At 46.9% G+C, this 26,816-nt stretch carries 20 protein-coding genes; 11 read left to right on the plus strand and 9 right to left on the minus strand.

Annotated elements, in window-relative coordinates; translation table 11 throughout:
• Positions 1 to 18: 18 nt before the first annotated feature.
• Positions 19 to 399 (minus strand): RidA family protein, encoded by a 381-nt coding sequence (locus tag AC3WS5_RS04300; protein ID WP_492466009.1) that lies wholly within the window; start codon positions 397 to 399, stop codon positions 19 to 21.
• Between the two features lie 88 nt (positions 400 to 487).
• Here AC3WS5_RS04300 and tsaB point away from each other — a divergent pair, with 88 nt between their 5' ends.
• The 8 genes from tsaB to argH all read left to right on the plus strand — a co-directional run bounded on the left by tsaB (position 488) and on the right by argH (position 8,384).
• Positions 488 to 1,147 carry a tRNA (adenosine(37)-N6)-threonylcarbamoyltransferase complex dimerization subunit type 1 TsaB gene (gene tsaB, locus AC3WS5_RS04305; protein WP_492466011.1) on the plus strand — a complete coding sequence of 220 codons (660 nt, stop codon included), beginning with the start codon at positions 488 to 490 and terminating at the stop codon, positions 1,145 to 1,147.
• 95 nt (positions 1,148 to 1,242) lie between these two features.
• Positions 1,243 to 1,581 carry an ArsR/SmtB family transcription factor gene (locus AC3WS5_RS04310; protein ID WP_492466012.1) on the plus strand — a complete coding sequence of 113 codons (339 nt, stop codon included), beginning with the start codon at positions 1,243 to 1,245 and terminating at the stop codon, positions 1,579 to 1,581.
• Positions 1,582 to 1,805: 224 nt separating this feature from the next.
• Positions 1,806 to 2,453: a rhodanese-like domain-containing protein gene (locus AC3WS5_RS04315; protein WP_492466013.1), complete on the plus strand. Its 648-nt coding sequence runs from the start codon at positions 1,806 to 1,808 to the stop codon at positions 2,451 to 2,453.
• Between the two features lie 93 nt (positions 2,454 to 2,546).
• Positions 2,547 to 3,695 (plus strand): aspartate aminotransferase family protein, encoded by a 1,149-nt coding sequence (locus tag AC3WS5_RS04320; protein ID WP_492466014.1) that lies wholly within the window; start codon positions 2,547 to 2,549, stop codon positions 3,693 to 3,695.
• 113 nt (positions 3,696 to 3,808) lie between these two features.
• Entirely contained in the window at positions 3,809 to 4,810 is a 1,002-nt protein-coding gene (locus AC3WS5_RS04325) for a Rossmann-fold NAD(P)-binding domain-containing protein (RefSeq protein WP_492466015.1), read from the plus strand.
• Between the two features lie 86 nt (positions 4,811 to 4,896).
• Positions 4,897 to 5,799: an acetylglutamate kinase gene (gene argB / locus AC3WS5_RS04330; protein ID WP_492466016.1), complete on the plus strand. Its 903-nt coding sequence runs from the start codon at positions 4,897 to 4,899 to the stop codon at positions 5,797 to 5,799.
• 23 nt (positions 5,800 to 5,822) lie between these two features.
• The gene (locus tag AC3WS5_RS04335; RefSeq protein ID WP_492466018.1) at positions 5,823 to 6,896 is read left to right on the plus strand and encodes a M20 family metallo-hydrolase; all 1,074 of its coding nucleotides are present in this window, start codon (positions 5,823 to 5,825) and stop codon (positions 6,894 to 6,896) included.
• 111 nt (positions 6,897 to 7,007) lie between these two features.
• A complete protein-coding gene (argH, locus tag AC3WS5_RS04340) occupies positions 7,008 to 8,384 on the plus strand; it encodes an argininosuccinate lyase (RefSeq protein WP_492466019.1) in 1,377 nt (458 codons plus the stop codon).
• Positions 8,385 to 8,599: 215 nt separating this feature from the next.
• Here argH and AC3WS5_RS04345 read toward each other — a convergent pair whose 3' ends face one another.
• Positions 8,600 to 9,397 carry an NIPSNAP family protein gene (locus AC3WS5_RS04345; RefSeq protein ID WP_492466020.1) on the minus strand — a complete coding sequence of 266 codons (798 nt, stop codon included), beginning with the start codon at positions 9,395 to 9,397 and terminating at the stop codon, positions 8,600 to 8,602.
• Positions 9,398 to 9,536: 139 nt separating this feature from the next.
• On the opposite strand from AC3WS5_RS04345, the gene AC3WS5_RS04350 reads away from it, so the two are divergent.
• Complete coding sequence (locus AC3WS5_RS04350; protein WP_492466021.1) at positions 9,537 to 11,000, plus strand: patatin-like phospholipase family protein; 1,464 nt, start codon at positions 9,537 to 9,539, stop codon at positions 10,998 to 11,000.
• A gap of 109 nt (positions 11,001 to 11,109) precedes the next feature.
• On the opposite strand, the gene AC3WS5_RS04355 is transcribed toward AC3WS5_RS04350, so the two are convergent.
• Together AC3WS5_RS04355 and AC3WS5_RS04360 are read right to left on the minus strand one after the other, a co-directional pair.
• Positions 11,110 to 11,601: a PH domain-containing protein gene (locus AC3WS5_RS04355; RefSeq protein ID WP_492466022.1), complete on the minus strand. Its 492-nt coding sequence runs from the start codon at positions 11,599 to 11,601 to the stop codon at positions 11,110 to 11,112.
• A gap of 18 nt (positions 11,602 to 11,619) precedes the next feature.
• Complete coding sequence (locus AC3WS5_RS04360; RefSeq protein ID WP_492466023.1) at positions 11,620 to 13,011, minus strand: alpha/beta hydrolase family protein; 1,392 nt, start codon at positions 13,009 to 13,011, stop codon at positions 11,620 to 11,622.
• Between the two features lie 486 nt (positions 13,012 to 13,497).
• Here AC3WS5_RS04360 and tsaE point away from each other — a divergent pair, with 486 nt between their 5' ends.
• Together tsaE and AC3WS5_RS04370 are read left to right on the plus strand one after the other, a co-directional pair.
• Complete coding sequence (tsaE, locus tag AC3WS5_RS04365; protein WP_492466024.1) at positions 13,498 to 13,923, plus strand: tRNA (adenosine(37)-N6)-threonylcarbamoyltransferase complex ATPase subunit type 1 TsaE; 426 nt, start codon at positions 13,498 to 13,500, stop codon at positions 13,921 to 13,923.
• Positions 13,924 to 14,020: 97 nt separating this feature from the next.
• Positions 14,021 to 15,235 carry an alanine dehydrogenase gene (locus AC3WS5_RS04370; RefSeq protein WP_492466026.1) on the plus strand — a complete coding sequence of 405 codons (1,215 nt, stop codon included), beginning with the start codon at positions 14,021 to 14,023 and terminating at the stop codon, positions 15,233 to 15,235.
• A 68-nt stretch (positions 15,236 to 15,303) separates the two neighbouring features.
• Here the strand turns inward: AC3WS5_RS04370 and AC3WS5_RS04375 are convergent, their stop codons facing one another.
• The 5 genes from AC3WS5_RS04375 to AC3WS5_RS04395 form a co-directional block, all read right to left on the minus strand.
• Entirely contained in the window at positions 15,304 to 16,227 is a 924-nt protein-coding gene (locus AC3WS5_RS04375) for an NAD-dependent epimerase/dehydratase family protein (protein ID WP_492466028.1), read from the minus strand.
• Between the two features lie 226 nt (positions 16,228 to 16,453).
• A complete protein-coding gene (locus tag AC3WS5_RS04380) occupies positions 16,454 to 19,180 on the minus strand; it encodes a family 78 glycoside hydrolase catalytic domain (protein WP_492466029.1) in 2,727 nt (908 codons plus the stop codon).
• A 51-nt stretch (positions 19,181 to 19,231) separates the two neighbouring features.
• A complete protein-coding gene (locus AC3WS5_RS04385) occupies positions 19,232 to 21,589 on the minus strand; it encodes a GH92 family glycosyl hydrolase (protein WP_492466030.1) in 2,358 nt (785 codons plus the stop codon).
• 159 nt (positions 21,590 to 21,748) lie between these two features.
• Complete coding sequence (locus AC3WS5_RS04390) at positions 21,749 to 23,614, minus strand: glycoside hydrolase family 97 protein (protein WP_492466031.1); 1,866 nt, start codon at positions 23,612 to 23,614, stop codon at positions 21,749 to 21,751.
• A 69-nt stretch (positions 23,615 to 23,683) separates the two neighbouring features.
• Positions 23,684 to 26,806, minus strand: a complete 3,123-nt coding sequence (locus AC3WS5_RS04395) for a GH92 family glycosyl hydrolase (RefSeq protein ID WP_492466032.1) — start codon at positions 26,804 to 26,806, stop codon at positions 23,684 to 23,686.
• Positions 26,807 to 26,816: the final 10 nt, after the last annotated feature.

The following is a 26,816-nucleotide window of genomic DNA, read 5'->3' on the forward strand; positions in this document are numbered from 1 at the left end:
TAATCGGGTGATTATTCCCTATCTGACAGCAATTACACTGATTTCCACATGCACAAATTTAGGAAGTGCCCCTACCTGAACGGTCTCCCGGGCAGGTGGATTGTCCGTAAAGTACTGGCCATAGACTTCATTGATTTCAGCGAAGCGCATCATATCCCGGATGTATATGGTCGATTTAACCACATTTGAAAAGTCGAGACCCGCTGCCTGGAGGATTGCGTTCAGGTTTTTCATGCATTGATGCGTTTCGTCCTGCAATGTGGCGTTGTTGAGTTCACCGGTTTCCGGGTCGATGGCAATTTGCCCCGATATATAAAGTGTGTGACCTGCAAAAACAGCCTGGTTGTAGGGGCCGATAGGGGCCGGGGCATTTTCAGTTCTGATATATTTCCTTTCCATGGCACAAAAGTATAATTTGGAATCGAATAATTCTGAATGTGTTTTCTTTGCAGCCGGGATCACCCCCAAAAAGTAGCTTATATTAAATATGGGAATGATTTTAAATATTGATACGGCCATCGAAAAGGCTTCGATTTGTCTGGCGAAAAGCGGGACTTCGATCGCTTATGCAGAGTTGGCGGAAAGGAATGCGCAGGCAGCCTGGTTGCACAAAGCTATCCGGGATCTGCTGGGCAGTGCCGGTATTGACATGCAAATGCTGGATGCGATCGCAGTCAGCAACGGTCCGGGATCCTATACGGGGCTCCGGATAGGCCTGGCTACCGCTAAAGGTCTTTGCTTTGTCTTGCAGAAGCCATTGATTACGTTGAACACACTCACGGTCATGGCCCATGCTTCGACCGATCAGGCTTCGGACCTGATTTGCCCGATGATAGACGCTCGCCGCATGGAGGTGTTTACGGCTGTGTTTGACAAAAATCTGGCAATAATCGAAGAGCCTGCTGCGGTGGTATTGTCGGCAGACAGCTTCAGCAGGTTGTTGTCAGCCCACCAGGTATTGTTCACCGGCAACGGAGCGGCTAAGTTTAAACAACTGGTTGTACATCCGAATGCCCGTTTCACGGAGACGGAGGTAAATGCCACCCATATGGCCGGCCTGGCTGAGACTGAATATATTAACTGGAAATTCAATAATTTGGCCTATGCAGAGCCCTATTATCTGAAATCTGTTCATATATCTACATGAAGTCAAAAAAAAAATATTTATTTTAAACCATACGATAGATGAAATACAATTGATTGGGACTATATTTGCGACTTGTTAATCATATAATCCGTAATATGGCTAATTATCAAATTCATTTCAAAGCAAAAAATACTCCGGGTGGACAACTTACCGTTGACACACTGGGCGTTAAAAAAGCAGCTCTGATCTTAAGAGCTTTCAATCACAAACTGAGGCAACAGATCCTTAAGCTGATTGACAATCATGGTAAGATTACCGTGACTGAAATTTATGTGAAGCTCCGTATTGAGCAGTCAGTTGCTTCCCAGCACCTTTCTGTTTTACGAAAGGCAGACTTCGTTAAAACTGAGCGGGATGGTAAATTTATTTACTATGCCATCAACCCCACCCGGCTTAGGGAACTGAACCAGTTTGTTTCCGACTTGTTAAAGTAGGCCAAATTTAGCCTTCAAGCCAGGTTTTGCAGCAAGCTGCAGTTTGTTGGTTCAAGGGTATTTGACCGAATCGTTTTCCCTGCAAACCCCTGATCTTATCGGGGTTTCGGTGGATTCAACCGACAAGCGGCCTCTTACCAAACAGTTAAAATGCTTTTGCAAAATCACGGTCTTCATTGAATGAGGAACCTGCAGGAATGCTTTTTTCAAAAAACTATTGCATCATGAAAGCATTGCAGACAGATGCATTTTCAAGCTTTCTTCATCAGGAGCTTACGCTGGTGGACACACGCGAAGCAAGTGCCTTTAAGCTGGGGTTGGTCACGGGAAGTATTAATATTCCCTTTAATTCCAATTTTGTACATTGGGCCGTGAGTCTTCTGGCTCCCGACGAGCCTTTGATTTTTATTGCTGCCAATGGCAGGGAAGCTGACGTGCTCAATGCTCTTGCGGTATCCGGCTTTAATCAGGTTAAAGGGTATCTCGCAGGAGGTTTTGAAAGCTGGACTAAAGCAGGGTTGCCTACAGACCTGATCCTTGACGTGGATGCTGACGAGCTCATGATGGATCTGCCTTATGATGACCGCCTGATCGTTGTTGATGTTCGTACCGAAGCCGAGTTCGCTGAGGGTCACCTCGTAACTGCGATAAATATTCCACTTTCCGATATGAAGGACCCCCTCAGTTTTGCCAGATTTGAGGAGCATGATAACCTTTATCTGTATTCTGAAAAAGATACCCGGAGTGTCATAGCCGCATCCCTTTTTAAACGTCAGGGGATGCATAATGTCAGGGTGGTCAACGGCGGTTGGCAGGAAATTAAGAAGGAGCCCAGGGCTGAAATTGAGAAGGACCCCGAACGTTTCAACTGACCAGATACTGCAATATCAGCATTTTTTATTAACTTTATAGGCTCCGCAGCTCGCAAGCAGGCTGCGCCTTTTCAACAGATATTAATATAGGATATGAATCTTTTTGATGTTTACCCCCTTAATAATGTTACCATTGTTAAGGCAGAAGGGTCAAGGGTTTGGGATGATCAGGGAACAGAATACCTGGATATGTATGGTGGTCATGCAGTTATCAGTATCGGTCACACGCATCCTCACTGGGTGAAGCGAATTGAAGAACAGTTGGAGAAAATTGCGTTTTATTCCAATTCAGTAAAAATACCCATACAAAAAGAACTGGCGGAAAAGCTGGGCAAAGTATCGGGGAAAGAGGATTATCAACTTTTTTTATGCAACTCCGGCGCCGAGGCCAATGAAAATGCCCTTAAACAGGCTTCGTTTCACAATGGCAGAAAGAAAATAATCGCGTTCAGAAAATCATTTCATGGAAGGACCTCACTGGCTGTTGCAGCAACGGATAATAAGAATTATGTAGCGCCTGTTAACGAGACTGAAAATGTGGTTTTTCTACCCTTCAATGATGAGGAAGCCCTTCAGCAGTATTTTGACCAGCACGGCTCGGAAGTCTCATCTGTGATTATTGAGGGTATCCAGGGAGTAGGGGGCATCAACGTGGCATCAGGATCTTTTTTACAACTTATCAGGAGGCTTTGTGATCAGCATGGTTCCGTTTTTATTGCAGATAGTGTACAGTGCGGTTACGGAAGAAGCGGTAAGTTTTTTAGCCATGATCATTCAGGTGTAAATGCCGATATCTACTCAATGGCCAAAGGCATGGGTAACGGGTTCCCTGTTGCAGGGATCATCATTGCTCCGCATATCAAATCCAAATATTTTTCGTTGGGAACCACATTTGGAGGCAACCCACTTGCCTGTGCCGCCGCTATGGCTGTCCTGGAAGTGATGGAAGAAGAGAAACTCATGGACAATGCGACTGCTCAGGGTACGTATATCATGAATCGGCTGGCGGAAATCGATGGACTGCAGCATGTCAGGGGCAGGGGATTGATCATTGGTTTCGACGCGCCGGGAGATCCCGGAGTATTACGGAAAAACCTGCTCTTACATAGAAAAATTTTTACAGGCGAAGCAAAACCGAATGTGATCAGGATACTGCCTTCGCTGGCTCTGAAGCAGGCGGACGCAGATATTTTGTTGAACGCCCTGGAGGCCGAGACAAAGGCATTGGCAGTTCATGCCTGAGAGAGCTCTAAGCAAATACATCTTAGTGAATACCAGAGAAGCGGAAAAGACTTTGAAAAATCCGAACTTTGAACAATAGGGGACATTAAAAGCCGGCCCCGGATAAATACAATATGTCATTATTAAAACATAAAAATTTCACAAGTGTCGAAGACGTTTCAGACATCAATGCACTGGTAGAAAAAGCGTTTCAATACAAATCCTCCCCATTTAAAGATCAGCATCTGGGTAATGGCAAGCGGGTTGGCTGCCTGTTTCTGAATCCCAGTATGCGCACACGTTTGAGTACGCAGATCGCCGCGCAGAACCTCGGCATGGAACCAATCATTTTTAACGTTGGCAGTGAGGGATGGCAGCTCGAGTTTGAAGAGGAGGCCATTATGAGCGGGAAAAAATCCGAACACGTGAAGGAAGCCGCGCCGATATTGGGGAAATATTTTGATATCCTGGCTATCCGCACCTTCCCGTCACTGGTCAATCGTGAAGAAGATTACAGCGAGTTGTTCATTAACCAATTTATCAAATATTCCGGGATACCCGTACTCAGCCTGGAGTCGGCCACCCTGCATCCACTACAGAGCCTGACTGATATCATGACTATTCAGGAAGTGCTGAAGGGATCTTCAGGGGATAGTGATACAAATAATTTAGCTAAACGCCCCAAAGTAGTGCTTTCCTGGGCACCACATGTGAAGCCGCTACCTCAATGCGTGGCTAACAGTTTTGCCGAATGGATGGTGCATTGGGGAGGTGCAGAATTTGTGATCACACATCCGGAAGATTATGAGCTGGACGAAAAATTTACGACCGGTGCAAAGATTGAATACGACCAGGATGCAGCGCTCAAAGACGCTGATATCGTTTATGTGAAAAACTGGAGCACTTACAGGGATTACGGCAAGATGTATTGCAACGATCCGCGCTGGATGTTGGACACCAAAAAACTAGAAGCTACTAACAACGCCCGGGTCATGCACTGCCTGCCGGTGAGGCGTAATGTGGAATTAAGCGATGAGATCCTGGATAGCCCCCACAGCATTGTCATACAGGAAGCGGGTAACAGGATCTGGGCCGCACAAGCGGTACTGAGTGAAATGTTGCTGGGTTTGCAGTGATACCGGTGCCTGCGCTGAAAGAAGATTCAGCTGTCGGTGAGCAGGCAGAATTTTAAGTCCATTAGAAATAATAATAAAAAATTATAATGGGAAGAGGTATGTCACCCGAAGAAAAAACGCTCATGGAGTTAATGGATGCCGCAAAGGAGATGTCGGGAGGCGCCGACATCAGAGAAAACCTGGTGGTAGTGAAGATCGGTGGAAATGTGATCGATGATGATATCGCGCTAAAGCGCTTCCTGGAGGATTTTGCAAAAATAGAAAGCAGGAAAATATTGGTTCATGGTGGGGGGAAGATCGCGACGAGAATAGGAGACCAGCTTGGCATTCTTTCCAAATATATTCAAGGCAGACGCATTACAGATGACGACACCATTGATCTGGTGACGATGGTCTATGGCGGGTTGGTCAATAAAAAAATAGTCGCGCAACTACAGGCGCTGCATAATAACGCGATTGGTCTTACCGGATCGGACGCGAATATTATCCCCGCATCCAAAAGACCGGAAGTGAAGGTTAAAACAGATCAGGGAAAAGAGGAATCCGTAGATTTTGGGTGGGTGGGAGATATCAGGCAGGAGGATGTCGGTGGTTTTACTTTGTTTAGATTTATTTCAAACGACCTTACGCCAGTGCTTGCACCATTGACGCATGATGCTGCCGGGCACCTGCTGAACACCAATGCTGATACCATCGCTTCAGTGGTATCCGTGGCGTTATCCAAATACTTCCACGTCAGGTTGGTTTATTGCTTTGAGAAAAAAGGCGTATTGGAAAATGTGGAAAAAGATGATTCAGTGATCAAACGCATCGACAAAAATATCTACAAGCAGTTACGCAGTGAAAATAAATTGTTCGCAGGTATCCTGCCTAAAATTGACAATGCATTCGCCGCGATTAACGCCGGTGTTGACGAGGTTTTGATAGGTCATGCGGGCGACCTGCTTAAAAATGTAACCGCTGATATCGAAGGCACGCTGATTTGCTGACTGGCCTCGAAAATGAACCGACTATGACCGAAAAATTATTTGCTGATTCCGTTGCGCTGTTAAAAGATCTGATCCGGACTCCCTCGTTCAGCAGAGAAGAAGACAGCACGGCCCAGATCCTGGTCGATTTCCTGACTGCAAAAGGAATCCCGGTAGAGCGACTGGGAAATAATATTATTTCCAGGAACAAATATTTCGATCGGGGTAAACCTACCGTGCTGTTGAATTCACACCATGATACGGTTAAACCGAATCCGAATTATACCCTGGATCCATTTGATCCCGTTGAAGCGGACGGAAAATTGTATGGACTGGGCAGTAACGACGCCGGCGGTAGTCTGGTATCACTGATCGCCGCTTTCATTCATTTCTATGAACGCCCGGACCTCAGCTATAATCTGATGCTGGTGGCTAGTGCCGAAGAGGAAATTTCCGGACTGAATGGCATCGAGGCCGTGACTGGAATCCTGCCCCAAATTGGATTCTCAATCGTGGGTGAACCAACACTTCTTCAGATGGCCGTTGCTGAAAGGGGTTTGATGGTGCTGGATTGTTTGGCGAAAGGAAAAGCAGGTCACGCAGCACGCAGCGAAGGAGATAATGCCATAACCAGAGCAATCAAAGATATTGAATGGTTCCAGTCCTATCGGTTCGATAAGAAATCCTCACTGTTGGGAGAAAATAAAATGACGGTGACCGTCATTGAAACCGAAAATAAAGCCCATAACGTGGTTCCGGCAACCTGTCACTTTGTAGTGGACGTACGGGTAAATGAGTGTTACACTTTTGAGGAAGTTTTGCAGGTTATCCGTGAGCAGGTCGTTTCAGAAATAAAGCCCCGGTCCACCAGGTTACGATCTACTTCCATTCCCCTGGATCACCCCATTGTCCGGGCCGGATTGGACATGGGCAAATCCGTATATGGGTCTCCCACAACTTCTGACAAGGCGTTAATGCCATTCCCCGGGCTTAAGATGGGTCCTGGTGACAGCGCCCGCAGTCACACGGCCGATGAATTTATTTACCTGCACGAGATCAGAGACGGGATCCGGGATTATATTGAGATTCTTGAGAGAGTTATTGACAACAGCCGTTAACCAATAGCTGACGGGGATGGAGGGACGCCGGCGCGATACTGTGTCTGAAGAAAGAACTAATTTTATTCCGGGATTTTGAACAAGTTGCCTGAATCCTATAAATTGCAACACATGACAAAACTTTGGCAAAAGGACATGGCCACACTTTCTGAAGTGGAGGCCTTTACGGTGGGAAAGGATCGAGAAATGGATATGTACCTGGCACCCTTTGATGTACTGGGCTCCCTGGCTCATATCCGGATGCTGGAGTCGATCGGGCTGTTAACCAGGCAGGAACTGGACTTGCTGGTCGCATCACTCAAAAACATTTATAAAGCTATTCAGTACAAAGGCTTCGCACTGGAGCCTGGTGTGGAAGATATTCATTCGCAGGTGGAACTGCTGCTGACCCGCGAACTGGGCGATATCGGCAAAAAAATACACAGCGCCAGGAGCCGGAACGACCAGGTGCTGGTGGATATAAAATTATTCCTGCGAAAGGAGATCGAAGATCTGGTGCGTAGCGTGATTTCTTTTTTCGACCTGCTGCAGATACAGAGTGAAAAGTATAAGGACGATTTACTACCCGGTTACACACATTTGCAACTGGCGATGCCCTCCAGTTTTGGGCTCTGGTTTGGCGCCTATGCCGAGAGCCTGGTCGATGATATGACGATCCTGAAAAGCGCTTTCGATGTAGTAAATAAGAATCCGCTCGGTTCGGCAGCAGGCTATGGGTCTTCTTTTCCGATAAACCGCCGGATGACCACGGAGTTGCTGGGCTTTGCCCATTTGAATTATAACGTAGTTTATGCACAGATGGGACGCGGCAAGGCAGAGCGGGTAGTTGCGCAGGCCCTGGCTAATATTGCAGATACGCTAGCCAGGCTGAGTATGGACATGTGCCTGTACCTGAATCAGAACTTTGGTTTCGTGAGTTTCCCGCCCGAGTTGACTACCGGCAGCAGTATCATGCCGCACAAAAAGAATCCGGATGTATTTGAGCTGATCCGTTCACATTGCAACCGGATCAAAGCGCTTCCAAATGAAATTACGCTGATGACGACTAACCTGCCGTCAGGATATCACCGGGATCTGCAATTGCTGAAGGAGCACCTTTTCCCTGCATTCGCCACTTTGAGGGATTGTATAGAGATGGCCGGTCTGATGCTGAGGCATATCGAAATAAAAAAGGATCTGCTGAAGGATGAAAAATACAAATACCTTTTTACCGTGGACGCAGTCAACGAACTGGTGATGAAAGGCATACCTTTCAGGGATGCGTATAAAGAAATCGGACGCCAGGTGGAAACAGGTACATTTACAGCGCCGGAATCCGGAGCCTCAGAAGGGGAAGCACGGGATAAAGGTCACCAACAAGCGATAATTTATCATGAAGGCAGCATCGGTAATCTTTGTACTGGTGAAATAAAAGCGTTGATGGATAAAAAAGTAAGCACCTTCCCCTTTGATGAAATTCACAAAGCTATTGATGCGTTATTAGCCTGAGGCCATACGGCGTCCTGGCCAAATATTCATTGTACTCCACGTTTCAGTACAAAACTGCAGAACAGGTCAGTCTCCCTGAAATAGTCGGGATGGCCAATGTGCCACTAAGACGGGCCATTGAGAAATCATACACCCGTTCAACCTTCAGTCGGAATGGCCAATGTGCCACTACGACTTAATTTATTTGGATCGTTCGTGATCCGGCATTTTTATCCTCAGAGATCAGAGTAGGAGGTTGGTCGCAATAGAATTTTTTCTGACCTGGAGACATTGTTTTTATATTCGGGCATAGCCGAAAGCGTTTTCCATTCGGGATCACTCCCGAAGGCTTTCCAATGTGCCTCCCGGTCGTTATTATTCTCGAAACAGGTCATGTACATCAGGTTGGGCATTCTTGCACCGGCAAGCACCTCGCCGTAAAATGCGGCATTGAAATTTAATCTCCTGAATATCCCCACTTCCCCACCTTCGTTGAACATATGTACTTTATTCAGAAACAATTTTTCCGTGGGACCTTCGTAGCTTCTCAATTCATACACCCGTTCATTCTTTGGATCTTTCAGTTTAGGGGTCTCCAGCCGGGGTGCGAGGGAAAAGGCCCGGAGCAGGATGACTTCCATCCGGTCGAAGGCTGGTGTCTTATAGGATGCATTGATATATTCTGCCCCGTTTGTTTGCAGGGTTTTATCAACGGCAAGTTTCCTGTCAAGCGTTTCCATCATACCAAGGGATGGCAATGAAATGAGTACGTATTTTGACTTTATTGTCGCTGTATCATTGGCAAGGTTGCTGAATACGCCTACCGGACCTATTTTCATCCGGTGCAGCGCAGGAACGAGTGCCTGCTGAAGGTAATCGTCGAGTTGCTTTTCCTGGATGTTATTTTTGTAGCGGAAGATGGTAAGCTTTAAGTACCCTGGCTGTGACTGGGTTTTCTGAGCCGCCGACCAAATGGGCGCGAGTGAAAACAGGCATAGTACAAGCAGTAAATTTTGTATTCTTTTTAATGTCATGGCACATTTTTTTGCGGACACAAAGATAGAATAATTCGCGATTGTCATCGCTAATTATGGTGATTCAATTTCATGGATGCCCTTTTATCTGCCTTTTAATCTAACTTTAAAATATCATTCAACCCCAAAAAGCAAAATGATGAATAAACCGAAAATCCCGAAGGTTCCTGTTGAGTATTTTACGGAGAGTCCGAATGTCCAGGCAAGCCTGCAAAAGCTGCGGAGTGTTTTTAATGAGGGCGGCAGACCTTTGCGGGTTTCAGATACACTGGACCAGGACGGGAACCAATATGTTAACCTTGTTCAAAAGGGTGGAGGTGTGCTGGGCGTAGCCCTGGTGGGGTACACCTACGTATTGGAACAAATGGGTATTCGTTTTCTGCGATTGGCCGGAACCAGTGCCGGAGCCATTAATACTGCTATGCTGACCGTCATTGGGAATAAAAATGAAGAAAAATCAACCAGGGTGCTGGATGCGATCGCCTCGCTCAATTTCTTTGATCTGGTGGATGGTGCGCCGATAGCGCGAAGGATGATCAGGCTTTTTATCACGCACAAAAATTTCTTCAAGCGGGTGAAATTATTGTTTATGATCGTGGGAGGTCTGTTGTTACTCCTGCTTGCTTCGAGTCTGTTCTCGCTGGCATTTGCCGGAAAGTTTGATGGCCTGCTGAAGTTGAGTGATACGCTCCTGACGATCTTGTTAGTGGCAATCATCCTGTTGGCAGAAGGGATCAGGTATGTGACACGATTATTGCGAAAGTTTAAGTCGGCCGGGTATGGAATAAATCCGGGTAAGTTTTTTTACAACTGGCTGAGAGCTCAGATGGAGGCTAACCAGGTAAATACGATTGGGGACCTGAAAGACAAAGCGGGGCAGGAGATTCCAGGTCTCCATCTTCGTTGTCCTCATCCCGAGGGGCTGAAAGGGTTGAAGGGAGACGTAACCTTTATCGCATCAGAACTGGTTACGCAAAACAAGATCGAATTTCCCGGCATGAGTGGACTGTTTCGCCGGCCGGAGCACATAGATGAACTGCATCCGGCAGATTTTGTTCGGGCATCTATGTCGATTCCCTTCTTCTTTGAGTCCTGGTTTATCAAAGACATCCCATGCGAGGATGGGGAAATAAGGCAGCTTTGGCAGGAAACGCTTGGCGAGTCGGATCCCCCAACTATGGCGCGGTTTGTGGATGGTGGTATTCTTTCCAACTTCCCCATTAGTATTTTTTATAATCCTAAAGTATTTGAACCCAGGATTCCAACCTTTGGGATCGATTTAAACGATACGTCACCGGAAGACCGGGATAAAAACGCAAAGCATTGGACCATGATGGGATATTTTGGGCGTATTTTCAATACCATCCGGAATTATTATGATAAAGATTTTCAGATCAAGAACAGGGTCTATTCAAAAGGCATTGGTTCTATCCCTCTCTCAGATTTTAACTGGCTGAATTTCTTTTTAACTAATGAAGAAAAGCGAACCATGTTTGAGCGGGGCGCGGAGGCCGCCGCCGAGTTTCTGATCGGGTTTGATTGGAACAAGTATAAGTATGACAGGTCTGTTCTTCAATCGACTTTGGAGGGGAACGTCGGGTAAATTAGACTGATCTGCCGGGGCTGGAATATTTCCAGCAAACGTAGGGAGCAGTTGAGCGCGAGGCTAAAATTCCTCGGTGCAATAAGTTAAACAGCCGTCTTGAAAACTTTCATTTGCACTCCGGCAGGGAATGTACAAACCTTTGCTGTTCGTCGGGAGTAATAACAATCTTTTTCCCAGTTTTAGTTACGATTAGGACTCCGTGGTTCAGATTCGTAGCATACCAGGTCATCCTGCCAAGCTGCCTGTTGGTAAACTTCCCGTAATATCCAAACAATCCCCCAACGCCAGATATCCGGAAGCTCCAAATTAGCTGCTCCCTGTTTAGTACCTCGACACGCTGAATTTCTTCTCTGGGGATAATCACGTCGCGCAAGAATCTTTTTATCAGAATGTCATGTGTATTGATCTCGTAATATTGGACCGAGAATCCCCAGCAGACTGCCAGCGTCAATACCATCACAACGAACACGACGATTCTCCAAATACCGGTGTATGGCGAAAGTTGGGAAGGTTGCAATGCCGTGAGTACGACCACGAGGACGATGATGACTGTCGTCATGACTTTGACCCATAAACTATAAGACGCGCTGAAATTCATATGCAGGCTTTTATAATATTAATGCGACTTTAGACTTAAAATCCAATGTGTCATAATGTCCAGGACTTCCGGCGAGATGGTTTGTTCGATTTGCGCGTACTCTACGGGTGCACCTGTTTTTGCTTGCTGGAACAAGTGGTTCAGGCCGGGGAGCTCACGAACAGTGAAATTCTTGTTGTCGGCAACTTCGAGCGACTTTTTAATCCCTGCGAGGTTTTCCTTTGGCGTCACCTGAACATCGAGGCCTCCGTTTAGAGCCAGTACAGGGATCTTGATTTTTTGCAGGTTGACCTGGGGATCAAAACGTATAAAATACAGGAACCAGGGGCTGGTAATCATTTTTACCTGTTGGTCCACGACCTCTTTGCGCTGGCTTTCGGGTAATTGGCTAATTTCAGACATTCCCGTATCCATGAGTTTTCTGACATCCCCCTCTAGATCTTTGCCCTGATAATTAATCAGCGTTTGATAAATTTCTTTCGAAATGGCCATGTTTTTGGCCACGGCAGAAGCTGGTGAGCCCGAGGCTTTTGCAACCGCTTCTGTCTGGAGCTCCATCAGCTCTTTGTTAGGTATACCCGGGCCGGCAAGCAGGACGATAAATTTCACTAGTTTGTTTTGGGTTGCCACCATGGTTGCGATCATGCCACCCTCGCTGTGCCCAACCAATCCGATGTCATGAAAGCCTCTGTTATTGAGATAATTGACGGCCGCGTTGATATCGGTGGCGAAATCTGCTGAAGTAGCGCCTTCTTTGCCTTTCGCGGAACCGCCTACTCCGCGGTCGTCCAGACGGAGAACTCCGATACCGTTCCTGGTGAAGTGATCTGCGATTACCCAAAACGGTTTGTGGCCAAATATGGTCTCATCCCTGTCCTGTGGCCCTGAACCAGTAATCATCACCACCAGTGGAAAATTATTCTTTTCTTTTGGCGTCGTGAGCGTACCTGCCAGGATATTGCCTTCAGAGGGATTTACAAAACTGACCTCTTCTATCGAATACGGGAATGGTGGCGCCGGTGTCTGCGGCCTTTTCATGGTGGATTCGATCTCCTTTCCTGCTTTAAAAAAAGTCAGTGCGAACTTCATGCCCTTTTGTGAAAAGGTACCATTGATGCTGTCGGCATGAATCGTGCCTTCATAGCTGGCCCCCAGCTTCTGGATTTCAAATACTAGGCGGCCGGAAACCCGTCTCGTGCTGTTTGCAGGAATACCGTAGGCGCCCTGAGCAGGACTGTCCAGTGTGGCGCTTAGGGAATCGCCCGTTTCCCGGATATGAAGGGTCAGCGGTAGTTTGATCCCGGGGAGGTCGAGATGACCCGCCCAGCTTCCTTCAAGGCTTTGGGCGCGGACACCGGCCATGGAGGAACATGCAGCCAGTAGGATCATCAGGAGTATTTTATTATTCATGTGTTAATTTTTATGGACATTTCATCCGAATATTTTTTGGTACAACGCCTTTTGACTGTTGATGATTTCGTCAGATGCCTGCCTATCGGTTTTCTTGCCGAAGGCAGGTAGCCAGGAGAACTTCGCAGAGACATCCCCCCGTGGGAGGATAATTTTTAAAGTTTCTTTTATAAATATCAATTTGTGGAATCATTTCAAATTAGCTTATGCCGGCAAATGTTGTCGAAGGTTAAATGCAAGACCTGAGCAAAGTTATGAATCGGGACAGATACTTGGTTTTTTAGCAGGCGGTAGACTACAAAAAAAGCCACCGGAAGAAGTCCGGCGGCACGCATTTGCTAACGACAACTGATTTACTCTGCAAGCAAAGAGTATAGAGAGTAAAGATAAGCAATTTTTTCAAAACCCTAACATTCGTTAGTATTTTTTTTAAGAATGCATCGCTGTCATCTATTAGCTACAGTCTGAGCATGTTATCTTTGCCGGATGAAAAAATTGTTCAGTGAATCATCGCTTGGTGAGATTGCGTCCTGGGTATGGCAGGAGGCCTCGTTGAGCACTGTGGTCGCTTTACACGGGGAAATGGGGTCTGGCAAGACTACGCTGGTTCATGCCATATGTGAATATCTGGGAGTGCGGGACCGCGTGGGTAGCCCCACATTTTCGCTGATCAATGAGTATGTTTATGTAGATAAGGGCGTGCATAAGTCCCTGTATCACATTGATCTATACCGTTTACGATCCGAAGATGAAGCTGTCAGGGCGGGCGTGGAGGACTGTTTATACAGCGGAATAAAATGTTTTGTGGAATGGCCGGAAAGGGCAGCTTCTTTGTTACCGGACGACACGCTCCATCTTTATCTGACCTGGGCCGGCGATCGGGAGCGTGTGATCGAAATTAAAAGGAAATAAGTAATTTTGGTAATATTTTTCAGGGAAACCGTTAGAATCAAATTGTTAGGTTGCCTGTCTCCGGCGGGCGACTGTTTTCGTTAAAGGGAAAGGTGATATGGGCAAAAAAGAACCTGTTATCAGCAGTTCCATCAGCTATGAGACGCTGGAAGAAACGCTGGATGTAAAAGTAAAGGGCGGCGGAATGACGATTGGAATTCCGCGGGAATTTGCATTTCAGGAAAACCGGGTAGCCCTTACCCCGGATGCAGTCAGCGTTCTGGCAAACAACGGGCACCAGGTTGTGGTGGAAAGAAACGCGGGGGATGCTGCTCATTACCGGGATAAAGAATACAGCGATGCGGGCGCCAAGATTGTAGATAGCCGAGAAGAAGTTTTTAAAGCCCCGTTGCTGCTTAAAACCGCTCCTGTGATAGAAGAAGACCTGCCCCTGCTCCAAATGAACCAGGTCATTATTTCACCACTGCAACTCTCCGTCATGAGGTCGGAAGTGCTCTGCGCCATGATGCGAAAAAAAATAACAGCAGTCTCGTTTGAAAACCTCAAGGATGATACGGATTCTTATCCAATCGTCAGGAGTATGAACGAAATTGCGGGCAGTGCCGCCATACTGATCGCCGGGCAGTACCTCAGTTCAGCGAATCATGGCAAGGGCGTGTTGCTGGGTGGGATTTCGGGGATTGCGCCGACGAAAGTTATCATTATCGGTGCGGGGATTGTAGGTGAGTATGCTGCCAGGGCTGCGCTGGCAATGGGTGCATCGGTTAAAGTATTTGATAATAATGTCTCAAGACTGAAAAGATTACAAAATACGATCGGGCAAAGATTGTGGACCTCATTGATAGAGCCGAAGCTACTGGCCAAACAATTACGCACCTGCGAAGTGGCTATAGGTGCACTTACAAATGAAAGTGGCCGCGCGCCGATGATCGTGACCGAAGAAATGGTGAGCAGCATGCGGCCGGGATCCGTGATCATTGATGTAACCATAGATCATGGCGGTTGTTTTGAAACTTCGGAAGTCACGACTCAGGAAGCGCCGATATTTATGAAATATGGTGTCATTCATTATTGCGTGCCTAATATTCCATCGGCATTTGCACGCACAGCTTCGCAGGCAATCAGTAATGTTCTGATGCCATTATTGATGGACGCAGGCGACAATGGCGGATTCGAAAATCTTGCCTGGCATGAAGTGCACCTCAGAAACGGGATTTATTTGTTCAAAGGCTATCTCACCAATTTTTACCTCAGTCAGCGCTTTGACCTGAAATATACAGACCTGAATCTTTTGATCGCCAGCCAGCGATAGCCTTATCTTTTTCAGAAATATTTGAGTAGAATATCGAACGTAATTCTCCGTAGATAGTTATCCGGATGTTATCCCGGGAAATCCAAACATTGTCTTATTCCCTGTTCATAGGATGTTGGTTTGAGACTAAATGCGGATTCAAACTTCTCACTGTCAAAAAAATAGTCCTGCGTGTTTTGATATTGCATTTCTACTAATTCTGCAATGGTCTTTGAAAAAAGGCCGACAATCGTAAGTAGCGCCTTTTTGAGTACGAAATACTTTGGCTTTTGATTGGAAAGCTTCGCAGCCAGTTCAATGAACTGCCTGCCCGTCAACTGTTCGCCGGAGGTAGGCAGATGCCAGGCCTGACCATAGGCTGATGCGGTATTGCCCAATAATGCCGTAGCTTTTGCAGCGTCCGGTGTGAAAGTGAAACTATGTTTCTTTGAAATATCTGACTGCCAGTTTGCTGTTCCACCCTTTTTAAACTTGTCCAGGACCAGTATATTGAGCATACCATTTGCTGCACCGGGGCCGTAGAAATCGGCGCTGCGGGCGATAAGGGCATTCAGTCCATCCTGCTTGATGGCATCGTTGATCATTTGCACTAATTGTGCTCTAACCTTTCCTTTTTTTGAAGGCGGATTCACGGGGCTATCTTCCCGCATGTGCGGGATGGTATGCTGGTCATACAAATACACATTATCAAAAAAGACCAGCTTACACTGATGTTGCAGACAAGCGTCAATGACGTTTTTTACAATTACGGGCCATTGCGCTTGCCAGATCTTGTGGTCGTAAGGAAGTCCCACAACCAGGTAAGCAATCTCACTTCCTGCAATCGCCTGTCTGACAAATGCAGCATCCAACAGGCTTCCAGCCATCAGTTCATCACTTTCATTAATTTTTTTTGGATTGCGACTCACCAGTCTGATCTGATTGGTATAGCTGGTCAACTCTCCTGCCAGGAGTCTTCCAATGTCGCCACCGGCACCTAAAACAGTTTGCATATTTTTAAATTGATATCACAAACCTATCATAAAAAAAAGTATTAAAAAAAAAGTAACAGGGACCGGTTTTCACCGCTCGCGTTAATTTTTTGTGAACTTCTCTGAAAAATCAGGGTAAAAGATAAGATTTGCCGGATTGGCCGCCAACACAGTTCCTGTTTAGAAATCTGTAGAGCCTTTGCCCATCATTCGTAAATTTTCTTTATTGATCATAGGCCTTTCCGATTTAACGGTTGAACTGATATAGTCCCGATGTCAACTCGTAGGTATCGAAAGTCTGCGTACCTGTCGCTGATAGTCGCGGGATATGAACAGTGGCTGAACAGTTTGGGGGAATCGTAAGCTGTAGCCAAAGCCTTCCATCTTGTTTTTTCCAATGTGTTTTTATCAGTCCCGCTGGTGAGTCAAAATTGGTTTTTGCCTCATTGATTTCTTTCTCCGGGACATTGGGAATCGTTACAACAAAATGCTGAAAGCCGTACTTGCGGGGATCTTTTTTTATACCACCCAGTCCGTCGATAAACCAGGGGCCGGCATACAGGAAGGAACTGTGCAACAATGAATGACCGGGCAGATCCTTTTCCCACATCTCCCATATGGAAGTAGCGCCGTTAGCCCGCATGTACCCCCATCCCGGATAAGTCGTCTGAGAAGTCATCGAGTACATCAGATCGTCCCGTTGTTCATCACGTAACAACTTAAACAGTACAGTACCTCCGGTGATACCTGCACCTATATGACCTTTGTGATCTTCCAGAATACTCTTCTCAAGCCTCTTCAGAACACCTGCATGCCGGTCCGCTGCAGGGACTCCGGCTAAGAGGGCCATCGCCAGATTACTTTGCGAACTGTCGGCATAACTGTTGTCGGTGGCGTTGAAGAATTTTCTGTTGATGGCTGCTGCAGTTTCATTGGCCTGTTGGGTCCATTTTGCTGCGACCGACCGATGTCCTAATACTTCGGCAATACGTGCAGCAGTTCTCAGGTTGTACACATAGAAAGAATTGTTGAAACAAAGATTTTCAGGTTTGTCATTGTTCATACCTTCTGCCGTGGCATGGGGCCAGAGCCAATCGCCCAGGAAATCCCATTGACCTCCATAGCGTTGCAATAAGTTGTCTTTGGTATGTGATTCAAGAAACGCGATCCATTTTCTCATCATTGGAAAATTCCTCTCCAGGATTCGCGTGTCGCCATAATGCTGATAAACATACCAGGGAAGATCCACGACGATTCCTCCCCATGCTGGTCCGCCGCCACCGTGATACGTGGGTGCAGAATGAGGCAATACGCCTCCTCCCATGATCCGGCCGCTACCCACTTGCTTGCGTGCCCAGGATGTATCATCCATATTGCCGGTCATCGTCTCAGTGCCCTGAACATCGCGCCAGTCCTCCATCCATTTAGTGTAAAAAGCGCCAAGATTGTAATTATACATCCCCGCTTCAGATGTGGCGTGCGCATCGCCTCCATAGCCGAAGCGCTCGCGCTGCGGGCAATCCACCACATATCCTCCCACCGTAAGATTCTCGAAGTTCCAGCAGGTTCTGTCGTAGATCCAGTTTTGTAATTCATTATTTGAATGGAAAGTGGAAACACGCTGGTAGCCCGTGCGTACAACCCAGCCTTTGATATCATTCAGAGCGGGTCGTTGCTTCAATCCCTTGATGGTGATCCATCGCGCGCTGCTGTAGTTAAACCTGTTTTGAAAGTTGCCTTCTCCTGAAGGGCCGATGACGTAAGCGCTGTGGAGGTTGAAGGTCATTTCATTTTTTTCCCGTTCAGAGAAGAAGAAGCGAACGGTATCGCCCGGATCGCCTTTAACGCGGATATTAGACCAACCGGCAAAGTTTACACCCATATCCACGCGGTAGCCATCGTTGAGATCTTCAATCCCAACCGGATGAATTTCGTGCACCTGTTTGTTGGTTTCCACAACCTGTGCCGATATTTTCAAATTCGGATGATAAACAACGGCTTTTTTCCAGGAGACATCATCATAACCGGGTTGATCCCAGCCCGTGATTTCTTTATTGGCGTCCCAAATTTCGCCACCGTAATGATGCATTCCCCAGGTGCCAAGTAAGCGGTTGGGACTTGAATGTACTTTCCAAGTGCCGTCCGTCTGAATTCTCCCGATCCGCTTCATGCGCCCGTCATAAAGATCGGCCTGCGCAGCCACAATTGGCGTACGCGGTCGGCCCGGCGTGTTGTATGGTGCAAAGATCGACCATGAAGCGCCCAGCCATAACACAATAGCGTTCTTCCCCGGTCGTAAATAACGGGCAATGTCGTAAGAGAGGTACCTGGCACGTTTAGTATGATCCGTGACGGCGCCCGCCAGCACGTGGTCTCCAATTTTATGACCATTGACGTACACCTCATGATATCCCACCGATGTTACAAACAGTGTGGCTTTTACGGGAACAGATCTCAGCAGAAAGGATTTTCGCAACCATGGATCATCCACATTACAATCATTGACACCCGGAATGAAGATTTGAGAAGAGCCGATCCATTTTGCCGCCCATTCTTTCTCCTCAAACACGCCGGTTGCCCATTGTGCCACCGGACCAGAAGTTATACTTCCATGGTTATCTTTTGCCTGAATGGTCCAGTAGTAAGTACGATCGGATTTCAGAGGAGCGCCTCCGTACGCTATTAAGTTCATTTTGTCGGACCTCACCCATTTTGAATCCCATTCATCACCAATGTATTTAAGGACATTGGATTTGTTCCTGCTTACAATAAGCCTGTAAGCTAATTGTTTCTGACCCTTTGCATTTTCATCGGTTGTTCTGTAATTCCAACTGAAGCGCGGGGTCTTTTCATCCAGACCGGTTGGGTTCTTCAGATATTCCGTGGTGAGATTCACCGGAATCATGGAAGGGACCGGGTTTGAAGATGGTGCTGGCGACACAATCGAGAGGAAAACGAGCAGTAGAAAATTCATATCAGGCATTTGTGTGGGCAATGAAAATAGCTATTTATTCGTAAACTGCCGCTAACGACGTGCGGGTTTATCACCCATTTGAAGGTCCAGCACACCGCCCTCTACAATTGTACGGAAAGGGACCAGGAGCCCATTTTGCCGTTTATTACTCAGGTTAACTGATTGTACGTATTGATTCTTGTGAGATGTATTTTTTGCCCGGATCAGAAATTTTTTACCCTTATAATACCTGGGGTCCAGTTGGATTTCAATCTTTTCGAACAAAGGACTTCCAATCTGAAACTTCGGGTTGATTTCCGTCAGTCCCTTTACATCAAACAACCCCAGTGAGGACATCACGTACCATGCCCCTAACTGACCCTGATCTTCATCCTGGCCGTAGCCGTAGCCGTGAATCCCATCCGTCCCGTAGAATTCATTGCAAATGGCCCTTACCCATTTTTGAGAGAGATCCGGCCGGCCGGAAAAATTGAATAACCAGGATTGATGGAGACAAGGCTGATTGCCGTGATTGTAAACAGTCTGCAGACCTGAAAATGCATCCAGGGTTTTGCCACCACCAAAAACATCTTTCTGCGAGCGGATAAATATACTGTCAAGCCGCCGGTTGAAGGCGTCTTTCCCAACGAGGTTCACGAGCTTTTCAGGCTCGTGCGGAACATAGAACGTGTACTGGACCGCGTTGCCTTCCTGAAACCCTATCCAGGGTTTCAGTGGATCAAAATCTTTTAAGAAACTGCCATCGGGAAGCTTTGGCCGCATCAGCCTGGTTCCCTTATCAAACACCAACTCCCATCCTTTGGATAACCGGTGCAGCAAATTAAAGTCCTGCTTCTTCCCGAGGTGTTTCGCAAACTGACTTACCGCAAATGCGCTGAAAGAGTATTCCAGAGTATGAGAAGTTCCCCACATCGAACCTTCTGTTGTAGTTTTCCACGCAAGTTCGGGGACATAAGGCGCATAACCTTTTTCAACAAATAATCGGTTGTCCATTCTGCCGGCGCCTTCGATACGCCCCGCGTACCCGGTTTCATTTTTTAAGGCCGCTGCATAAGCAAGGTTTACATCAAAATCCCTGATTCCGCAATTATAGGCTGATGCAATAGCAAGCCCCGTGAAATTTGTTCCGACACCGGAAACATATTTGCTGTTGGCAATGCCATCTCCCAGCCAGCCGGCGTCGCTGTACACGAGCAACTGACTTTTGATCCAGTCTGAAAAATAATCAGGATAAACCAAAGCCCATAGCTGGGTCAGGTTCCAGAAGGCGCCCCATATAGCATCTGTATTGTAATGGTGATGTATAGGTTTACCGTTCTTACCTTTTGGTATAATTCCTATGCTTCCGTCATTTTTGGGATAGGAGCCATTTACATCACTCGAAAGCCCTCGCCCGAGAAGGGCATGATATAAACCCGTATAAAATTTGATCCTGTCTTCCTTTAATCCACCGGTCACTCTGATCTTACCCAGACTTTCATTCCACGATTTATTTGCCTGACGCTTAGCTGCGTCAAATCCCAGTGAACCGGCTTCAGTTTCCAGGTTTAGTTTTGCATTTTCGATTGAAGTATAGGACTGCCCGATCTTTACCGTAACCTCTTCGCCTGATTTTGTACTGAACAGAAGCGCCAGACAACTTCCTGGTCCGCTGATCTTATTGCCGTTCATAATTTTCTGACCCCGGTAGAATAGCTTACAGCCAGTTGCAGGCTTGTTCAGTTTAGCATAAAAATACATACGTATATCAGCGCCCTTCTGATATTTTTTTACATATTCCGGATCGGTGATAACATAACCCCGGACCGTAGTTGGATCAACCCATTCCACCTCAGCATCTTTAATTTTACCACTTTCGCCCAGTTGATTGCCTACGTCAAAGATGATATATGACTTTTTCGATTCAGGAAAAGTATAGCGTTGAAATCCTACCCGTTTAGTGGCTGTAAGTTCCGCCCTGATGCCATAATTTTTCAAATTGACTGAATAATAACCGGCGGTGGCATATTCATGTTTTTTGTCAAATGCAGACCTGTAGCCGCTCCCAGACTGCTCCATATTCCCAGGCTGGGTCTTAAGTTCACCAACTACGGGCATTAGCATTATTCCTCCGATCTGAAATTCATGAAAGCAGGCAAACCCTTCAATGGACGTATGGGTATCTTCATACCCCACGGCTTCCCAGCCTGATTTGTTACCATAGGAACCGTTCGTGGAAGGCGCCAGTTTGGCCATACCAAAAGGTACAGAAGCAGGTGTGTAGAAAAACCAGCGGCTGTGGGCAGTTCCGATATTGGGGTTAACGTATTTCGTGAGGTCCCCGCCCACGGTGTCTGAGGTGACTTGCCTGTTGCCAGCAAAGCCCTGGGCGGACAAAAAGAGACCTAAAAAAAGTAACATCAACTTCATCTTTTTGTATTTGAATTTGTTCATCAACGTTTCTGACTTGGTTGCCGGAAAATTTTGAGTTATCTTATTTCTGATTTTTCTTTTGGCTGTATTAATTTATCCGTAACTAAATATTTATGTGCTGTTGTCTGGGGAAAAATCAATTTTGTCGTTTTGTCCTCATAACAATTCGGTTGTCATAGCGCAACCACCGCGTGGAAGCAGTTGTAATTTTAACAGGGTCTTCGAAGTGATCACCTGGCTGGAGATGCGCACATGCGTTCTTGTCTGAACCTGATCGCCTCCATCCGAATATAAAGTCAGCCTGTATTTTTTACCGGGGTCCAGAAAATGGAAAGGGATACTCAGCGCCCTGCCATCGTTATTCGTTATGACGCCCACAAACCACTTGTTCCCGCTCTTTCTGGCCGTAGCTATATATTTCCCAATTTCTCCGTCAATGACCCGGGTATCATCCCAAACCGTTTTCAGTTGATCAAAAAAAGCGATTTCAGGTTCATTCTGTACATCATTCGGATTATCATACCAATATAGGTATTGGAGCGGGCTGTAATAGATGACCGATAACGCCATTTGGTGTGCTGCCGTGTTTTTCAACACTTTATTATCGGGTGCTTGCTGCAGGTGAGGCTTCAGTTCTCTCCGGCTGTAATAGGCAATGGTATAATCCGCGGCTCCGGCAATGAAACGTGTGAAGGGTAGTGTTGTATTAATATCTCCGTCGGGAAACTCCTCGTTTCCACGGATGCCTTCCTGTGTAAGCAAGTTGGGATAGGTGCGACTGAAGCCCGTGGGCCGGTATTCATCGTGAATATCCACCATCAGGTTGTTTGATGCACATTTTTTTACTGCATTATGCAGCCAGGTTGTCCAAAACTGGCTACCCACCCATACAAATCCGAATTTTATTCCGGCTATTCCCCAACTCTTGTACAAAGGGAGGATCTGATCCAGATAATTATACAAGGCACGTTGATTCACATATAACCAAACTCCGATTCCTTTGTCTTTCGCATAACTCACCACTTCCTTCATGTCCAGTGCCGGTCCGTAAGTTTTCCGGGGATCCGAACCGGCAAAGCTTTCGGGGCCGTACCACCTGGTATCAAAGTGAACGTATTCAATATTGTGAATGGCTGCAAAGTCGATCACTTTTTTTGCACCGGTGGTAGTCAGTTCATTGATCCGCATAATCTTTCCCGGTTTTATCCAGGAGGTATTTGGTATTTTATTGGGCTCATTGAGGTTCAGGATGAGGTCATTGTTTTGAAGAAGATCAGTTGGCTTTTCTGAAACCATGACGACCCTCCATGGCGTTGCATAGGGCCCTAGCTGTTCTACTCTGCCATACAGGGCGCAGCGAATAATATTTTCTTCGTTTTTCGCGACGTAAAACTTCGTTCGGGCGTGCTCTGTCAATGCAGCTTCGCAAAGTGATGCATACAGTCCGTTGCCTAACTGAATGGTCAGTGGTCTCTCTGCCTCCCCGGGCCACTCTTTAAGTGGAAGTTTTGTATAAGCGGATTGTGCATAAGGGAAAAACCAGCAGACTGCTCCTGACTGAAAACGAAAGTCGGTTTTCTCCCCATCAACGGTAATGTAACTTCCGCCCCGCTTAGCATCTTCGGGAAAATAGTATCGGAAGGCAACACCTTCGTTGTAAATCCGGGCAATCAAATGCAACCTCTCATAAGAGTCATTGGTTCTCTTAATGATGATGGTTCTTTGGTTGTAATGATCTCTGACAACCGATCGCTCTCCATAAACAGGAGACCAGGTTGTGTTCGCCATCGTATCAAGGGCCCTGTCAATCGTGAGGTTTTCAAACCAGTTTGTTATACCGATAGAGCCCCCCCGAACAACTATTCTGCCCGCGTATTCAATATCATATTTCAGTCTGTTGTTGTCCTGCTTATCAACAGTGTAGCGGAAGATCAGTTTGCCGTCTGGTGAAGTCAGCACCTGAGACAGGGCAGCATTGACTGCCAGCAACAAAAGTAACTGTAAAGTGAGTTTTCGTAACATGTTTACCGATCTTTTGAAATGGATCACCTATGAATTTGATGTGGTCAGTTTAAGTCTCGCTAGTAGTTGTCAGAATTTAGTCACACCCCATCGCTCGTTGGGTTTGTCGCCCATCTGCAGTTCCAGTGTCCCGCCTTTCAGCAGTTCGCCGGCGAGAAACAGAAAGCTGTTTAGCGTTTTGCCATTCAGTTTTGCGGATTGTACGTATTGATTGCTGACTGACGCGCCTTTCGCAATAATGGTGAACTGCCTTCCCCTTCCGTATTTTCCCCCTAGATTGATGGTCACTTTTTCATAAAGGGGACTGGCTATTTCATAATGCGGGGTAACGCTGCAGCCGCCATCTGTCTGAAACAAACCGATGGCTGCCATAATGAACCATGCGCTCATCTGACCCTGGTCCTCATCGCCGAGGTACGCATCCGCGGCGCCGTATCCATAATAGCGATCCATGATAGAACGGCTCCAATGCTGCGTTTGCCAGGGCTGGCCGACCCAGTTGAACAGAAAGGCAAAATGCATGCTTTGTTGATTTCCCTGCACAACCGGGAAATCGCCATAACGTTCATTGGGTGCATTATAGCGCCAAACCTCGCTGATTTTGAAACCGTCTGTAAGCCGGCTCAAAAACCGATCTCTGCCAATCACCCTGGCTAATGCCGGTATGTTTTGTGGTACAAAATACGTTAGCTGCCAGGCATTGCCTTCTACATATTGTGCATTTTCACCGGTTTTAAACGGATCAAAGTTTTTTTCAAAAGAACCATCACTGTACCGGAGCCGCGCATAGCCGCTTACGGTGTCGATTGCATTCCGCCACCAGTCACCGCGGTCTGCATAGATCTTATAGTCTTCATTTTTGCCAAGCGCTTTGGCCAATTGCGAAACGGTCCAGTTGTCATAGCTATACTCTAATGTATTTGAAAAACGGCCTTTGTCGGCAGGTACATATTTGTATTTTAAGAATGCTTCGATATCCCTGTTTCCGGCCAGACCATCTCCAATTTTCTGGGGTTTCACATTTTCCATTTTTGTAACGGCCTCATACATTTTTTGAACGTCATAATCCCTGATGCCCATTTGATAGGCGCTAACCAGCAACGGGATCTCATGCTCAGCGACCATAACGGGAATGTATTCCATGCCCGCCGGACCTTTCGCCAGCATGCCGTTGGCATCATACATGGCCAGTTGGGATTTTACCCATCGGCTGCTCCATTCAGGCCCCACGAGGTTCCATACCTGGTTGAGATTCCAGAATGTATTCCAGAAGGCATCGCAGCCCAGGGCACGATCTGATTTTGGATCCTTGAGCTGCTGGGTTTTTTCGGTGGCATCTACCCATCGGCCGTCCACGTCACTAAAGGTGTTTCGGCAAAAAGCCCGATACAGGTTAGTATAGAACCGGATCTTTTCGCGGCGGTCTGCCGTGGTGATCTGCACCCTGTTCAGTATGTCGTTCCAGGTAGATTTGTTACTGTTTCGAACTGCATCGAAACGCCAACCGAAAGGCTGAATGATTTCATCTTTCAGATTCTTTCTGGCGCCGTCGATATCAACAAAAGAAATACCGGTGCGTACATTCACCACGGGATGCTGCGCCGTGCTAAACTCCACGAAGCATCCTGCAAATTTTGGATGATCGGCATTGATCTCTTTACCGGAAAGGATTTCATCATTGATCCACCCGCCAAATTTTTTAATAGGTCGGTCAAATTCAATGACAAAATGAATGGTATAATCCTGGTTGTCATCTGCCGACCAGACTTTTTTTGTTTGCTGCACGCTGTAGCCTTCAATGGTAGTCGCGTTTACCTGCTTCATCGATGCCTTCAGAATATCATACCTGTACTCAGCAGGAATCTGCAGATCAATCATCACCCTACCGTCCCGGTCCTTCGGGAAGGTATAACGTTGGAAACTGCAACGCGTGGTTGAGGTAAGTTCAGCTTTGATACCGTAATCTTTCAGGTCAGCTTTATAATAACCCAGAGGCGTTTCTTCGGTCAGCTTATCGATTGCGGAGCGATAGCCTTTGTCATCTTTACGGATGTTAGACTGATCGCCAACCCGAATTTTCAGTGGGCCGTTAACCGGCATGATCCCGAGGCCCGCCATGGTCCATTCGTGAATGTGACTGAATGTGCCGATGCTTTCTATGGTTGGATCGTAACCAGCCTGCCAGCCTGCATTCTCGTTATCAGGGCTGAGTTTTACCATGCTGAATGGCATCCAGGGTCCCGGCGCGATCATCCAGCGCGAATGCGCGGAACCGATGTGCGTATTCACATAGTCGGCGGGCGTGATTACTGTTTGCGGGGAGCGTGTGACAGTACCTTTTTCAACGGACTTACCGTCAATTTTTATTTCATAGCCTGATTTCACCGGTCCGCTTACCGCGGGTAAAGGCACTTCCAGTTCATAACGCCCTTTTTCCAGCACTTGCCGGTAGATAGGTTTTCCATCCAGAAATAATTGCAATTCGGGTCTGCCACTCAGGTGTTCCACATCAACCAGTATTGGCTGCACTTTTGAATTTGTCTGATAGCCCGCTATGGATACCCCGCGCAGGTAAGCTTTATTTCCTTGGGGCTGAAGCCCTGCTCCCGACGGCCCTTCCAGACGGAGGTCGTCAAAAATAAGCCAGGAACCTTCAATAGATGTAATCGTTATTTCGTTACCCCCCTCTTTCAACAAACCGCTGAGGGAATATTTCATCGTCTGATGACGGGCGTGTGAAAGGTCACCAGTTAGTGATGAATCTCCTCCACCGGGGTTTAAGGTATTTTTGTAGCTCTTCTTCCCGTTAATATCGACTTTCAGCAACGGCGGGCGCTGGGCCTGGTTGTCGAGTATATCAATAACCAGCGTGTATGCTCCTTTGGGCACCTGGTTTAGTCTGAACAGGACATTCAGCTTTTGCGAGCGTTTGCCGGCGCCGCCGCTGGAACCCCCCCAGGTATCGGCCACGCCGGGTAACACATAGGGCCAGTCTTTTTTGGGATCTGAGTACCCGATGATGTAGTATCTGTTCTCCCAGCCAAAATCATGTTGCAGGAAGTCCTTGTATTTGTCAGGTGCAAGCGCAAATTCTTTTGCACTGTTGTCGTTGGAGCCGATAGACCAGATCACCTGGGCCGGACAGGTCTGGAACGACAGGAACAGCATTCCGAGATATAATAATTTTCGCATAATTACTGGA

It is taken from the genome of Niabella sp. CPT15-335-S11, from assembly GCF_058792415.1.